At 53.3% G+C, this 13,622-nt stretch carries 12 protein-coding genes and 2 pseudogenes; 8 read left to right on the top strand and 6 right to left on the bottom strand.

Going from position 1 to position 13,622, the window contains the following annotated elements; all coding sequences use genetic code 11:
- Window positions 1–2: 2 nt before the first annotated feature.
- The gene (locus A3OI_RS0100215) at window positions 3–746 is read left to right on the top strand and encodes a Nif3-like dinuclear metal center hexameric protein (RefSeq protein WP_018402348.1); all 744 of its coding nucleotides are present in this window, start codon (window positions 3–5) and stop codon (window positions 744–746) included.
- Between the two features lie 18 nt (window positions 747–764).
- Here A3OI_RS0100215 and A3OI_RS0100210 read toward each other — a convergent pair whose 3' ends face one another.
- Window positions 765–1,205, bottom strand: coding sequence for a YhcB family protein (locus A3OI_RS0100210; RefSeq protein ID WP_018402347.1), 441 nt, complete (start codon window positions 1,203–1,205; stop codon window positions 765–767).
- Window positions 1,206–1,432: 227 nt separating this feature from the next.
- On the opposite strand from A3OI_RS0100210, the gene zapE reads away from it, so the two are divergent.
- Together zapE and A3OI_RS0100200 are read left to right on the top strand one after the other, a co-directional pair.
- On the top strand, window positions 1,433–2,536 hold the full coding sequence (zapE, locus tag A3OI_RS0100205; RefSeq protein ID WP_228702857.1) for a cell division protein ZapE: 1,104 nt from the start codon (window positions 1,433–1,435) through the stop codon (window positions 2,534–2,536).
- 95 nt (window positions 2,537–2,631) lie between these two features.
- Window positions 2,632–3,819: a thiolase family protein gene (locus A3OI_RS0100200; protein ID WP_018402345.1), complete on the top strand. Its 1,188-nt coding sequence runs from the start codon at window positions 2,632–2,634 to the stop codon at window positions 3,817–3,819.
- A gap of 61 nt (window positions 3,820–3,880) precedes the next feature.
- Here A3OI_RS0100200 and A3OI_RS0100195 read toward each other — a convergent pair whose 3' ends face one another.
- Both A3OI_RS0100195 and A3OI_RS24355 read right to left on the bottom strand, forming a co-directional pair.
- Window positions 3,881–4,174 carry a ComEA family DNA-binding protein gene (locus A3OI_RS0100195; RefSeq protein ID WP_018402344.1) on the bottom strand — a complete coding sequence of 98 codons (294 nt, stop codon included), beginning with the start codon at window positions 4,172–4,174 and terminating at the stop codon, window positions 3,881–3,883.
- Between the two features lie 420 nt (window positions 4,175–4,594).
- A pseudogene (locus tag A3OI_RS24355) lies at window positions 4,595–4,958 on the bottom strand (MBL fold metallo-hydrolase RNA specificity domain-containing protein); the annotation flags it as partial.
- A 256-nt stretch (window positions 4,959–5,214) separates the two neighbouring features.
- On the opposite strand from A3OI_RS24355, the gene rfaH reads away from it, so the two are divergent.
- Window positions 5,215–5,697, top strand: coding sequence for a transcription/translation regulatory transformer protein RfaH (rfaH, locus tag A3OI_RS0100180; protein WP_081622853.1), 483 nt, complete (start codon window positions 5,215–5,217; stop codon window positions 5,695–5,697).
- 202 nt (window positions 5,698–5,899) lie between these two features.
- Window positions 5,900–6,268 carry a histone-like nucleoid-structuring protein, MvaT/MvaU family gene (locus tag A3OI_RS0100175; protein WP_018402341.1) on the top strand — a complete coding sequence of 123 codons (369 nt, stop codon included), beginning with the start codon at window positions 5,900–5,902 and terminating at the stop codon, window positions 6,266–6,268.
- Window positions 6,269–6,415: 147 nt separating this feature from the next.
- On the opposite strand, the gene A3OI_RS0100170 is transcribed toward A3OI_RS0100175, so the two are convergent.
- Both A3OI_RS0100170 and A3OI_RS24525 read right to left on the bottom strand, forming a co-directional pair.
- Entirely contained in the window at window positions 6,416–7,375 is a 960-nt protein-coding gene (locus A3OI_RS0100170; RefSeq protein WP_018402340.1) for a sensor domain-containing diguanylate cyclase, read from the bottom strand.
- Window positions 7,376–7,378: 3 nt separating this feature from the next.
- Window positions 7,379–8,415: pseudogene (locus A3OI_RS24525) on the bottom strand (response regulator).
- A 120-nt stretch (window positions 8,416–8,535) separates the two neighbouring features.
- Between A3OI_RS24525 and sbcB the strand changes: the two are divergent.
- Complete coding sequence (sbcB, locus tag A3OI_RS0100160) at window positions 8,536–10,059, top strand: exodeoxyribonuclease I (protein ID WP_018402339.1); 1,524 nt, start codon at window positions 8,536–8,538, stop codon at window positions 10,057–10,059.
- A gap of 69 nt (window positions 10,060–10,128) precedes the next feature.
- On the opposite strand, the gene A3OI_RS22995 is transcribed toward sbcB, so the two are convergent.
- Window positions 10,129–10,296 (bottom strand): hypothetical protein, encoded by a 168-nt coding sequence (locus A3OI_RS22995; RefSeq protein WP_177313666.1) that lies wholly within the window; start codon window positions 10,294–10,296, stop codon window positions 10,129–10,131.
- A gap of 640 nt (window positions 10,297–10,936) precedes the next feature.
- Between A3OI_RS22995 and prfB the strand changes: the two genes are divergently transcribed.
- Together prfB and lysS are read left to right on the top strand one after the other, a co-directional pair.
- Window positions 10,937–12,032, top strand: a protein-coding gene (gene prfB, locus A3OI_RS0100145; protein WP_155902976.1) for a peptide chain release factor 2 whose coding sequence is annotated in 2 segments (ribosomal slippage) — window positions 10,937–11,008 and window positions 11,010–12,032 — 1,095 coding nt in all. Because the reading frame shifts where the segments join, the coding sequence is not laid out codon by codon here.
- 57 nt (window positions 12,033–12,089) lie between these two features.
- The gene (gene lysS, locus A3OI_RS0100140) at window positions 12,090–13,622 is read left to right on the top strand and encodes a lysine--tRNA ligase (protein ID WP_018402337.1); all 1,533 of its coding nucleotides are present in this window, start codon (window positions 12,090–12,092) and stop codon (window positions 13,620–13,622) included.

Raw genomic sequence — 13,622 nt, 5'->3', positions numbered from 1 at the left:
CTATGGCGCATAGAAACGAGATTATGGCGCTGCTGGAGAGCTGGCTGACGCCCGAAAAATTTCAGGATTACAGCCCCAACGGTCTTCAGGTGGAAGGCAAGGCCGAGATAAACACCCTGATTACGGGCGTTACAGCCTCACAGGCGCTACTGGATGCGGCGGTGGAGCTGAAAGCAGATATGGTTCTGGTGCACCACGGTTATTTCTGGAAAGGTGAAGACCAGCGTGTAGTGGGCATAAAGCGCAATCGTTTGAAAACCCTGCTGACTCACGAGATCAATCTGGTGGGTTATCACTTGCCATTGGATGATCATCCGCTGTATGGCAACAACCGCAATCTGGCCAGGGTGTTGGGTATCGATAGCCCGGAGCCTTTGAATGGTCTGGTGTGGCGTGGTGAGTTTGCCCAGACGTTAACGCCACAGGCGCTAAGCGAGCGTATTTCGGGTTGTTTGCAGCGGCAACCTTTGCATATTGAGGGCGGGCCAGACCTGATCAAAACAGTGGCTTGGTGCACCGGTGGTGCGCAGGGTTTTATTGACACTGCGGCGGATGCAGGGCTGGATGCCTACATCAGCGGAGAGATTTCAGAACCCACGACTCATACCGCCAGAGAGCGGGGGATTCACTATTTTGCGGCTGGCCATCACGCCACCGAGCGTTACGGCGTTCAGGCGTTAGGGGAAGCCTTGGCGAAGGAGTTGGGGCTGGCCCACCGGTTTATCGAGTGCGATAACCCGGCGTAGGCCAGCCTTTGCTCAGGCTTAAGCTTTGGCCTTAGCTTTTGCTTTTTCTTTCAGACCGTAATCTTCTGCCAGCGTGCCAGAACCGTCAGGGTCTTTTGGCGCATAGTCGCGAGGCGGTTCTGAACCTTCTTTGCGCTCATCTTTCAGGCGTTGGGCTGAGTTCTGCTCCAGTTCGTGGATCAGCTCGTCGTCGTTACACAGGCGAGTGGCGCTTTTGGCCATGTGCTGATTCACATCGCGATAGCTGTCATTGAAGCGGCGCAGTAGGTGGGCAGACTCCATAAAGTGCTCGTTAACCTGCGCCTGATAGCGGGTATATTCGTTGCGCAGCTCATCAACTTGCTGCTCGGTGCGACGCTGCCGCAGAGATGAGCCTTGCCCGGTAGAGCGGCCCAACAATACCCCGATCAGAATGCCAACCACCAGGGCGGCAACTGCTGCCATAATCAGGTTTGTCATAAGTTGCTTTGTCCTTTTAAAAATAGTGAACCGTAGAACAGGTAATGAGTATAACGTCACTGACTCCATACGCCCACGACAAAAGCTTGAGCCAATCGTCTTATTGTCGCGTTGTGGCACCACATGGCGAAAAACTCAAATTGCGCGAGAATGTAGCGCCAAAATTAACCAGTAACCCGCGGAAACCACTGATGACAGCGTCTATGCCCACTGCCAGTTCGATCAATATGCCACCCTGGCAACGCTACCAGCAGGACCTCCAGCGTCCGGAGTTCCTGCGTGATGCTGCGCAGGAGGATGCGGTAAAGCGTCTTCAATCACTTTACGACAAACTGGTGGCAGCGGAAAGCTCCCGCGACAGCAAGATGTCAAAATTGCGTCGTAAGCTGGGCAAGGGAAAGGGCAAAAAGGAACCGATCACAGGTCTGTATTTTTGGGGCGGCGTTGGCCGCGGAAAAACCTATCTCATGGACACGTTTTTTGAGGCCCTGCCGTTCGATCGCAAAATGAGAGTGCATTTTCACCGCTTTATGCAACGTGTTCATAATGAACTCAAGCTGTTGAAGGGGCAAAAGAATCCCTTGGAGCTCGTAGCCAAAAAATTTGCCGATGAAACCCGGGTCATCTGTTTTGACGAGTTCTTTGTGTCCGACATTGGTGACGCGATGATACTGGCAACCTTAATGCAAGGTCTGTTTGAGCGTGGCGTTACTTTGGTGTGCACGTCTAACATTGTTCCTGACGGCTTGTACAAAGACGGTCTGCAGCGGGCGCGCTTTCTTCCGGCTATTGAGCGGGTAAAAAAACATACCGATGTGGTGAATGTGGATGGCGGCGTAGATTACCGCTTACGCACGCTGGAGCAAGCCCAGCTTTATCATTCACCGCTGGGGGCTGAAGCCGATGCCAGTCTGACCAAGAGCTTTGAGAATTTGGCGGTCGAAGCAGGCAAGCACAGTAAATCGATGGAAATAAACGGTCGCAAGATTCCAGCCCGTGCCCACGCCGATGACGTGGTGTGGTTCGATTTTGAAGCGGTGTGCGACGGTCCTCGCAGCCAGAATGACTATATCGAGCTGGCCCGCCAGTTCCACGCTATTATCATCAGCAACGTGCCGCTGTTGGGCAAGGATAAAGACGACCAGGCTCGGCGCTTTGTTAATATGATCGACGAATTTTACGATCGTAATGTAAAAGTGATTATCTCGGCGGCGGCTCCAATTGTAGAATTATACGCCGGTGGCCGGTTGAATTTCGAATTTGAGCGCACAGAATCGCGCTTGTTGGAGATGCAATCCCAGGACTATCTGGCCGCGCCCCATAAACCGTGAGCTTTAATACAGCGGCTTGAATACTGGAATACGCTCGGGCCAGCGAGTTCCTGCCGATAACAACGATGTCATTATTAAGGGGATAGGAAACCAATATGAGCAGCAGCGATCAGGTTGTAATTGTCAGTGGAGTGCGTACGCCAATGGGTGGGTTTCAGGGCAGTTTGTCCTCTGTGCCTGCACCGGAGCTGGGTGCTGTGTGCATTGCTGAAGCCGTGCGTCGCGCTGGTTTACAGCCCGGTGACGTACAAGAAGTGATCATGGGCAACGTATTACCTGCGGGTTTGCGCCAAGGCCCCGCGCGACAGGCCATGCGCAAAGCCGGCTTGCCAGATAGCACTGGTGCAACCGCCATCAATAAGTTGTGTGGTTCGGGTATGAAGGCGGCGATGCTTGCCCATGACCTGATCAAAGCAGGCAGCAACGACATCATGGTAGCTGGGGGTATGGAGAACATGTCGAGCGCTCCGTATTTGCTGTTAAAAGCGCGCAGTGGCTACCGTATGGGCCCAGGCGATGCACCTCAGGACCACATGTTTTTTGATGGCCTGGAAGATGCTCAAACGGGCCGTTTGATGGGCGCTTTTGCGCAGGAAATGGCTGATAAAAAAGGCTATACCCGAGAAGACATGGATAACTACGCCATCAGCTCCCTCAAGCGTGCGCAACGCGCAATTGAACAGGGCCTGCTAAAAGACGAAATTGTCCCGGTAACCGTTAAAACCCGCAAGGGTGACATCCTGGTAGAGCACGACGAGCAGCCATTTAACGCCAACCTGGAAAAAATCCCGACCTTGCGTCCTGCGTTCAGCAAAGACGGCACCATCACGGCTGCCAATGCCTCTTCTATTTCTGACGGCGCATCTGCGCTGGTACTGATGCGCGAATCCGAGGCTGAAAAGCGCGGGCTCAAACCTTTGGCCCGAGTGGTTGCCCACAGCACGCAATCCCAGCATCCGTCAGAATTCACCTGTGCCCCGGTGGGTGCGCTTGAAACCTTGTTTGCCAAAACCGGCTGGAGTAAGGACGACGTTGATCTGTACGAAATCAACGAGGCTTTTGCCATGGTTGCGATGATGCCCATTCAAGAGCTAGGGCTTGACCCGGATAAAGTGAACGTTCATGGCGGTGCCTGTGCCCAGGGCCACCCCGTAGGCTCAACAGGTTCGCGAATTTTGGTTACTCTGATGTACGCGCTGCAGCGCTACGGCAAAAAGAAAGGTGTTGCGGCCCTGTGTATTGGCGGTGGTGAAGCAACTGCGATGGCGATCGAAATGTTATAAGGCAGCGGTCAGGCTGGCGTTAACAAAACGGGTGGTTGCTTAAGCGCAACCACCCGTTTTGTTAGGGTGCCTTGGGGCTATTTGTGTCTTGAGTCGTCAGTCGGTTTGCATTTTTTTCGACCGTTCGTGCGCCAATACCCTTAACGTTTGTCAAGTCTTGGGCGCTGGTGAACGGGTCATTGGCCTTTCGGTATTCGATAATCGCTTCGGCTTTGCTTTGGCCAATGCCTGAAAGCGAGGCCAGGCTGGTACTGTCGGCGGTATTGATATTGATGCTCGCCGCCTGAGCAAAGGCAAAGCCGGACATCAGGCTTAACAAAAGAGTAAGCGTAGCGAGCAGTGAGCTGCGTTTCATGATTTAACTCCGGACGTTCTCGTCGGTTGTTGTGGTTAGTATCCACACGGCAACATGGGACTAAACCAGAGCCGAAAAGGGCAGACGGAACTTCAGGAGATAAGAAAGTAGGTTGCTACGGGGGCGCACGGCACAGCTGACATCCTTGCCAGCTGTGTTGCCCGTGACTATGACCCCGGCCTGATCCGTCAGGTTTCACCCATCCTGGGCGCATCTTCCCTGAATTCCATCCTTGTATGCCCGACTCCTTCGAGCGCCCCCGGTTCCGTGGGGTTTCTTCCATGTGTTGGCATTCCATGCCAGCGTGTCATCCTTGACCGCTAAAGTGTAACCAATTCCGCTGCGCTTTGTTGTAAGCCTTTTACCCTTTGTTGTGTAAGTTCAGGCTTACAAAAAAACGCACCCAGAGCGCGTGCCACATCATATATCTACCTCAGCTCTCAGCTCCGGCACCTTGGCGTTCCAACCCAGGGTTTCATGCAGGCGACGGCGCATTTGGTCGCTGGCAACCATTCAAGAATCTCGTTGTAGTCGCCGTGGGCCGACAGTGACGTCAGATTGTGTATTTGCGCCTTCACCGGCCAGTATTCACCGTGGAATTTACTTCGCTGGCTCCGTTAACCAAAGCATCACCGCGGGTGCCTTGCGCCTGGAAATCTGCAAAAATAACGCTGTTGCGATGATTGGGCAGCAGGGTTTTCAGGTGGTGCAGTACCCGCCCGCCACTCGCCATGCCGCTGGCGGAGATAATGATGCCGGGATAACGAACGGCATCGAGTTTGATCCAGTGCGTACATACACATGTCATCCTTAAATCAGTCAGTGTCTACTTCAGGGTAGCCTACGGGCCGTTCACGCGTAGTGTTTGCCAATGATCTTGCTGCCATATTCGCGTTACAATTGTGGGCTACGCCTATGTGGCGATAGCGGTCGTTGCGACTGGTTGCTATTGACTGTTGAAAATGGGTTGTAGATAGGTGCGCGATATCAGCAAACCAGCTGTACGTATAATCCACCAGGCATTACTAATAGGCTCTTTTATGAAGTGGTATGTCCTGCAGTGCAAGCCCAGTCAAGGAGATCGTGCTCTTATGCATTTACAAAATCAGGACATTCCCTGTTTTTACCCGAAAGTGATGGTTGAGAAGCTGCGCTCGGGAAAGCGTAGTTGCAAACTAGAGGCGCTGTTCTCGGGCTATATTTTTATCAATTTGTCGCAATTGAATCCAGTCTGGTCAAAACTGCGTTCTACTCGTGGTGTGATAAGAATTGTTGGGTTCGGTGGTAAACCTCTGCCGGTTGAAGATGAAGTGATCGATCATTTGCGCGCCAGTCTTGACAAGGTTGCGTCCGCGGGTGGCATTAAAAGTGGCGACGATGTAGACGTTGCGGAAGGCCCGTTTGCTGGCATGCGGGCAATATTTCAATGTTATGATGGCGATGAGCGAGCAATTGTGTTGATTGAATTCATGCAGAAAAATCAGCGTATATCTGTGCCGATAACGTCATTAAGAAATCAGTGATAATTGATAATGCCTTAACAAAAACGGCAGAGGTTTTGGAGTCTGAAGTGATTGTAAGTTTTAATACGGTGGATATTTCATTAATACTTTGATTTGGCGTTACTGATTCATTACTATTGATATCGACATTTTGGTGACTACATACGATCGGTATAGTGTCATCGTTCATATCAGGCACTTCAGACCTTAAGGTTTAAATTTCATGGCGAAAATTAACGATTATTATCAAAAGAAGCAGCTGATGGAAAAGCTGGCGGCAGAGCTGGAGAAGCTGGAAGAAGATCAAGCGCTGAAAAGCGAATTGGCGTTTGAAACTAAAGTCCGCGAACTGATGGGCGAATACAGCAAATCACCGAAAGACGTCCTGCAAATTCTGGCAGCGATTGATCCGTCCATTGCTTCGACACCAACCGCTACGACTGGCGGTGGAAATCGCGCCAAGCGTCCGGAAAAAACCTATCGCAACCCGCACACCGGCGAAGTGGTTAAAACCCGTGGCGGCAACCACAAGACGCTTAACGAGTGGCGTGAAAAGCACGGAAAAGAGGCAGTGCAGAGCTGGCAGGACTAGTCTGCGAGTCATAATCTGTCTGCAGTCATAGTGTTTAACTGACCGGAGCGTCTATTCATTAGCGCTCCGGTTTGTGTTTTTAGTGGCAAGCATTACTACCGGGGCTCAAGCTGGCTATTGAATTGCCGCAGCTACCATCAAAAACCGTCACGAAAACGTGACAATCTGATTGCGCCCAGCCTGTTTTGCCGAGTACATAGCCTGGTCGGCCTGTTCTAGCCAAGCCATATAATTTTTTGGTCTATCAGTTAATGGTGCGACACCAATACTGATGGTGTAGGTAATGTTGTGGCTGTCTACCGTCACTGGTTCGCGGGAAATGGCGCTTAAAATGCGCTCGCAAATAGTGAGAGCCCCTTCCGTATCGGTTTCCGGCAGGATAATACCGAATTCTTCTCCGCCATAACGCCCGGCGCTGTCTGAATGGCGCAAGTGTCTGCGGATTGTTGCTGCGGTGTGGCGAATGACTTCATCTCCTGCCAAGTGTCCGAAGCGATCGTTAATGGCCTTAAAGTGGTCAATATCAAACATCACCAATGTGCTATTGCCGCCGTAGCGCTGATGGCGTGAGAATTCCGCATCCAGTAGATTTTCCCAGGTTCCACGGTTAAGCAGTCCCGTCAGTTTGTCGATCATGTTTAGCTTGGCAAGTTGATCGTTAGCGCGCTCCAGTGCACGTTTGCTGCTGGCAATATCGGTAACGTCGTAGATCATCAGGCACACTTTTTCTACTTTCCCGGATGGACCGCATAGCGGGCTGATGGTGAGGTTCTGATACATGAACTCTTCGGTACCGGTAATTGGCCGGGTATTGCGAAAGCGCAGCAGGTAAGGGCGCTGCTCCCACGACGTAAACGCGCGAGTGTTCAGCAGGGTCACGGCTTCAACTTTGCGGCTTAGCCAGGCGCGGGGGATGTCCGGGAACAGCTCGAACAACACCTGATTGTGAATTTTGCTGGCGGTCATGCCGCTGTGGTGCTCCATGAAGCCGTTCCACATCTGCACGCGGAACTTCAGGTCTAGCACGACCAGGCCAACCTCCACAGACTCAACCATGTCAGCCATCCAGTGGAACGAGCTTACGCTTTCCGGGTTTAATGATGGCATTCGTTACTCCGCCAGGTATTGTAAACGTTGCTGCAAAAATGGCAGCGAATCTTCGGTAAACAGCACAAGCATGTCACACTGGATATTGTGATTTTCTATGGTGTAAGTAATTTCAATGCACAACAGTTGTTGCTCGTGATTATGATGGTGGTCCAGCAGTTCGGCAATCTGTCGGTGCTGACCTAGTACCGTTGGGTGGCTAAGGCCCAGCCGTAAATCCATCTGATCGCCAATGCCCTTCAAAAATGCGCCGAACAAAATGCTGGACATGTCCATTAGTACTTCAATATTGACCGCCGGGCCGTCCAGGTTGTCGTAGTGCAGCATTTCTGCCATTTCGCGAAAACTGCTGTCTGCGAACAGCAGCATGGCTTCGCCAGCAACTCCGGCTCCGGTGAAGCCCTGGCATGCTGCCGAATAATGCGCTTCATCATCCGCCGCGGCGATGGTCATGTGCAGTTCGGAACTGGCAATAAAAGCCACTTTTGGTATCGGCTGGCGTACGAAAATACCCAGTAAACGTGCTAACAGGTCTGATGAGCGCCCCATGGCGACGTTGGCGATTTCCCGCAGGTAGTCATTCAGCAATAATTGCGGGTCAGGGTTGGTGCTTGCAGGGTGGCTCGGGGTGTCGGTTTCAGGCTGCGAGCCCGAAGGTGGTGATTCCTCTGGCTCGCGGTAAATGCCGTATTGGGCAAGAAGCCCTGCAACCGCTGTCGGGGCGGTCGGTTTGTTAAGAAAAGCCACGGCCCCAAACTAAAAACCCGGGCCTTTGCCTGGGGCTGAATGTCACCAGACACCACAATGGTCAGCAGCTCGATCTGTTCGCTGCGAAGATGCTCGAGCACCACGTAGCCGTCCAGGTCGGGCATATTCAAGTCCAGAAACAGCAGGTCTGGCACGCTGTTGCGTATATGGGCAAGCGCTTCACTGCCATTGCGGCAGAAGCTGACCTGGTGTCGTAGTGCGGTTGGCAGAGCTCGGGCCATCTGTTTGCGAGCCATCTCGGAATCGTCGCAAATCAGTATGTCAGGTAACATGTGCAGGCCCAGACAAAATGGAAGTGTCTGGATATTATAACAGTGAAGCCTCGTGTGTACATTGGTGTTACGTTAATTGTATGAGATCTGTATACATATAAATGGCCGGTGCTTTTGTGTATGCCGGCTACAACCGGGCGCAGGCAGTATTTTCTGTCAGAATCAGCGCCGTATTATTTGCAGGAGCTTGCGGTTTTGACCCCCACATTTTACTGGCACGATTACGAAACCTTCGGTGTCGACCCATTGCACGACCGACCCTGTCAGTTTGCAGGTGTCCGCACTGACAGCGAGCTCAATATTATTGAAGAGCCTTTGGTTATTTTCTGCAGGCCCTCTGATGATTATCTGCCGGCCCCTGAAGCCTGTCTGATTACCGGGATAACACCGCAGCAAGCCACGCAGGAAGGCTATCCCGAGGCCGAATTCATTACGATGATCAACAGCGCCTTCAGTCAGCCTGGCACCTGTGTGGTGGGCTATAACAGTTTGCGCTTTGATGATGAAGTAACCCGCAATACTCTGTATCGCAACCTGCGCGACCCTTACGGCCGGGAATGGCAAAATGGTAATTCGCGGTGGGACCTGATTGATGTGGTGCGCCTGGCTTATACGCTGCGTCCAGAAGGCATAGAATGGCCGCTAAAGCCCGATGGTAGCCCGAGCTTTCGCCTAGAGGATTTGGCCCGAGCCAATGGCCTTGAACATGGCCAAGCCCATGATGCCATGTCTGATGTAACCGCGACGCTTGCGCTGGCGCGACTGATCAAGGAGCGCCAACCCCGGTTGTTTGAATTTGCGCTGGCCAACAAATCCAAGCAGGCGGCCCGCAAAATGCTGGATACCTCCACACGAAAGCCGGTTTTTCACGTGTCCGGAAAGTACCCGGCCAGCCAGGGCAGTTGCGCGCTGGTGGCGCCAGTTGCCGAACACGCCAGCAACAAGAATCAGGTGATTGTTTATGATTTGCGTGAAAACCCTGATGAACTGATTAACGCCAGCGTTGAGCAGATTCGCGAGCAGGTTTTTACCGCGCAGTCTGCGTTACCGGAAGGCATTCGCCGATTCCCGCTAAAGGCGATTCAGCTGAACAAGTGCCCGGTATTGGCGCCGGCGACCATGCTGGCAACGCTCTCGCCGGAACGTTTGCAACAGCTGGACCTGGATGGTGAGCAGATGCGTCGCCATCTGGCCATTCTGCGCCAGGCAGGGCCAGATTTTGGGCAGCGCGTGGCTGCTGCTTTCGAGCGTGATTACGACACTAAGCTGACGGATCCGGACGAACAGATTTATGCGGGCGGCTTTCTCAGCCCGGGGGATCGTGGGCAATTGGATCGCGCGCTGGCAATGGAGCCGCAGCAGCTTGCCGAAAGCGAATTCCAGTTTACCGACCAGCGCTTGGCCGAAATGCTATTTCGTTATCGTGCTCGCAATTATCCGGATACCTTGAGCGGTGAGGAAATGGAGCGTTGGGAGCAGTTTCGGGAGCAGAGATTGACCCAACCAGCGAAAGGTTGGTTGTCACTTGCCGACTATGGCGCGGAACTCCAGCGCCTGATGGCTAAGCCAGATGTCACTCAGCAACAGCGGCACATTCTCGAAGAACTGCACCTGTATGGAGAAGCTATTTCCCCTTACTTGTAGAGGCAACGAATAACGGGCTGTTAAGGCCCGTTGTGTTTTCCTGATTCGCGATAGTCAGAGTTGTCGCAATCAGCGCCGACGCTGAAAGTACACACTCAGTTGCTGGCCTAGCAAACTTTGAACGTGACTGCCGAGAGCTTCCTCGCGAATCTGCTGCTGCACCGGGCCTGTGGCCAGACTGTGACCGTCTTCGTCGCGAGCTTTGACCAGCTTCCACTGCACTTCGTTACTGACCATAGCCAGAACACAATGTTATCAATATCTGTCGCCTCGGCCATGGCGCTGCCGCGAGCTGTTGCAGCCCATCCTCTAGCTCGCCACTGTCGGCAATGTGCTTTACCAGCTGGTGTCTCAATGAGGTGATCAGTGATTCCACAGCAGGGTCGGGCAGAAGGATCTGGTTTAACGCCAGAAGCAGCAGCTCGTCGCTGGCTGCAACGCAGCGGATCAGCGTTATGAACGCTAAGGTGGCTGGCACACTCCAACATAGCGCTGTAAACCCTGGTGTTGGCGTGGCCGCTGCGAATCGGCGTGCGGTAATGTAGATAGGCAACATCAAATTGATTCTGAAGCCGTTTCGCATGGGCTATGCCACTAAATGCGGAAGCAGATTGCCATCGTCCATCTCCACTCTGTCCATCAAACCTTGCGCCTGGGCATTTAACCGTGTGTTGATGAGGAAATAGCGAAACTTGTGCCAGTTTTTGCGAAATCCTTGCCAATTTCGTGCTGAATTAGTGGGTCAGGCAAAAGGGTGTGTCCCAAACGCAAAAAAAGCCCGTTGTGTGTGGCTTTGTAGCGGCTGATTTAACGGCGGATTTCCGGTAGAATCAGGCCCTTGTTTTAATCATCACTTGCCAGAGCGAGTCCGCATTTCATGGAAATTAATCCCATTGTTATGAAGATCAAAGAACTGCGTGAGCGCACTGAAGCGCTCAGGGGGTATCTTTGACTACGACCAGCGCAGCGAACGTCTGACCGAAGTAGAGCGCGAACTGGAAATGCCCAGCGTTTGGGAAAATCCCGAGCGGGCGCAAGCTCTGGGTAAAGAACGCTCCGATCTGGAGCTGATCGTGTCCACCATTGATCGACTGACCAGCGGCCTGACCGACGCCGAGGGCCTGCTTGAGATGGCCGTTGAAGAAGACGACGAAGCCACGGTTGCCGACATCGAAAATGATCTTGCAGAGCTGGATGCAAAGTTGGAAAAGCTCGAGTTCCGTCGGATGTTTTCCGGCGAAATGGACCCCAACAACGCCTATCTGGACATTCAGGCCGGCTCTGGCGGCACCGAAGCCCAAGACTGGGGTAATATGCTGCTGCGCATGTATCTGCGCTGGGCCGAGCGCCGTGGCTTCAAGGCCGAGATTGTCGAGTTGCAGGAAGGCGAAGTGGCGGGCATCAAGAGCGCTACGCTTCACATTCAGGGCGATTACGCCTTTGGCTGGCTGCGCACCGAAACCGGCGTGCATCGTTTAGTACGCAAGTCGCCGTTTGATTCCGGTAACCGCCGCCACACCTCGTTTTCATCGGTGTTTGTGGCACCTGAGGTAGACGACAGTATTGTTATTGAAATCAACCCGGCGGATCTGCGGGTGGATGTGTATCGTGCCTCTGGTGCTGGTGGCCAGCACGTTAACCGCACCGAGTCGGCCGTGCGTCTGACCCACAACCCAACTGGCATTGTTGTAGCCTGTCAAGCCGGTCGTAGCCAGCATCAGAACAAAGATCAGGCCATGAAACAGCTGAAAGCCAAGCTGTTCGAACACGAAATGCAGGCCCGTAACGCCGAGAAGCAAAAGTTGGAAGACTCCAAGTCCGACATCGGCTGGGGCAGCCAGATCCGCTCTTACGTGCTGGATGACAGCCGTGTCAAGGATTTGCGCACCAAGGTAGAAACCAGCAATACCCAGTCGGTACTTGATGGCGATATCGACAAGTTTATTGAAGCCAGCCTGAAAATGGCGCTGTGACCCAGCGCCCTTCCCTTTGATCCGGACTAACCCGATTCTTATTCCCAGTGAGCCAAAATGACTGAACAGATGCACAATGCCCAGCCCGATGACAACAAGCTGATTGCCGAGCGCCGCGCTAAACTGGCGGATATTCGCGAGCAGGGCAATGCGTTTCCCAACGATTTTCGTCGCGACAGTACCGCTGCCGAGCTGCTGGAAAAATACGCGGATTATAGCAAGCAACAGTTGGAAGACATGGCGATTCCTGTGGCCATTGCCGGCCGCATGATGCTGGATCGCAAGGCGTTTAAGGTAGTTCAGGACGTGACTGGCCGAATTCAGGTGTACGCCTCCAAAGACGTGCAAAAGGCCACAAAGCACTGGGATCTGGGGGACATTATCGGGGTTCGCGGCATATTGGCGCGCTCAGGTAAGGGCGACCTTTACGTCACCATGGACGACTACCTGCTGCTGACAAAATCTCTGCGTCCGCTGCCGGAAAAACACAAAGGCCTGACTGATACCGAGTCCCGCTATCGTCATCGTTATGTGGATTTGATGGTCAACGAAGACAGTCGCCGGGTGTTCCTGACGCGTTCGAAAATCATTACCGCCATGCGCCAGTTTTTTGCCGATCGTGACTTCATGGAAGTTGAAACCCCCATGTTGCAGGTGATTCCCGGTGGCGCCACGGCACGGCCGTTTATGACCCATCACAATGCCTTGGGTATTGATATGTACTTGCGCATCGCGCCGGAACTGTATCTGAAACGCCTTGTAGTAGGCGGTTTCGAGCGGGTGTTTGAAATTAACCGTAACTTCCGTAACGAAGGGCTCTCGACCCGTCACAACCCGGAATTTACCATGGTCGAGTTCTACCAGGCTTACGCCGACTACAACGACCTGATGGATCTGACCGAAGACATGCTGCGCAGCATTGCCGAGCAGGTTTTGGGCTCCAGCCTGGTGGTGAATACGGCGGTTGACGCCGACGGTAACGAAACCCGCATTGAATACGACTTTGGTAAAACGTTTGATCGGCTGACCGTCGTTGACGCTATTGTGCGCTACAACGAAAACGTCAGCGCTGAGCAACTGGCGGACGAAAGCTTTGCGTGGCAGATGGCGAAAGACCTGGGCGTTAAAATGAAGGACAACTGGGGCCTTGGCAAAGTGCACATCGAGATTTTCGAGGAAACTGCCGAGCACCGCTTGATGCAGCCCACGTTCATTACCGAATACCCGAAAGAAGTGTCACCGTTGGCCCGCTGCAAAGACAGCAATCCGCTTGTCACCGAGCGCTTCGAGTTCTTTGTCGGCGGCCGCGAAATTGCCAACGGCTTCTCCGAGTTGAATGACGCTGAAGACCAGGCCGAGCGTTTCCGCGCCCAGGTGGCGGAAAAAGACGCCGGCGACGACGAAGCCATGTTCTACGATGAAGACTATGTGATGGCGCTGGAATACGGCATGCCGCCCACCGCGGGCGAAGGCATTGGTATCGACCGTCTGGCTATGCTGCTCACCAACTCCGCGTCTATCCGCGACGTTATCTTGTTCCCGGCCATGCGCCCGGAACACAAAGCGGACAGCAAAAAGAGCGAAGGCTAA

The sequence above is a fragment of the Marinobacter gelidimuriae genome, from assembly GCF_000372805.1.
Lineage (GTDB): Bacteria > Pseudomonadota > Gammaproteobacteria > Pseudomonadales > Oleiphilaceae > Marinobacter > Marinobacter gelidimuriae.
Note: the sequence above shows the minus strand (reverse complement) of the source record. Positions and strands in the feature narration are given on the sequence as shown.

Coding starts and splice junctions, on each gene's coding strand:
- A3OI_RS0100215 (WP_018402348.1), top strand. CDS start 3: ATGGCGCATAGAAACGAGATTATGGCGCTGCTGGAGAGCTGGCTGACG.
- A3OI_RS0100210 (WP_018402347.1), bottom strand. CDS start 1,205: ATGACAAACCTGATTATGGCAGCAGTTGCCGCCCTGGTGGTTGGCATT.
- zapE (WP_228702857.1), top strand. CDS start 1,433: ATGCCACCCTGGCAACGCTACCAGCAGGACCTCCAGCGTCCGGAGTTC.
- A3OI_RS0100200 (WP_018402345.1), top strand. CDS start 2,632: ATGAGCAGCAGCGATCAGGTTGTAATTGTCAGTGGAGTGCGTACGCCA.
- A3OI_RS0100195 (WP_018402344.1), bottom strand. CDS start 4,174: ATGAAACGCAGCTCACTGCTCGCTACGCTTACTCTTTTGTTAAGCCTG.
- rfaH (WP_081622853.1), top strand. CDS start 5,215: ATGAAGTGGTATGTCCTGCAGTGCAAGCCCAGTCAAGGAGATCGTGCT.
- A3OI_RS0100175 (WP_018402341.1), top strand. CDS start 5,900: ATGGCGAAAATTAACGATTATTATCAAAAGAAGCAGCTGATGGAAAAG.
- A3OI_RS0100170 (WP_018402340.1), bottom strand. CDS start 7,375: ATGCCATCATTAAACCCGGAAAGCGTAAGCTCGTTCCACTGGATGGCT.
- sbcB (WP_018402339.1), top strand. CDS start 8,536: ATGCCGGCTACAACCGGGCGCAGGCAGTATTTTCTGTCAGAATCAGCG.
- A3OI_RS22995 (WP_177313666.1), bottom strand. CDS start 10,296: ATGGTCAGTAACGAAGTGCAGTGGAAGCTGGTCAAAGCTCGCGACGAA.
- lysS (WP_018402337.1), top strand. CDS start 12,090: ATGACTGAACAGATGCACAATGCCCAGCCCGATGACAACAAGCTGATT.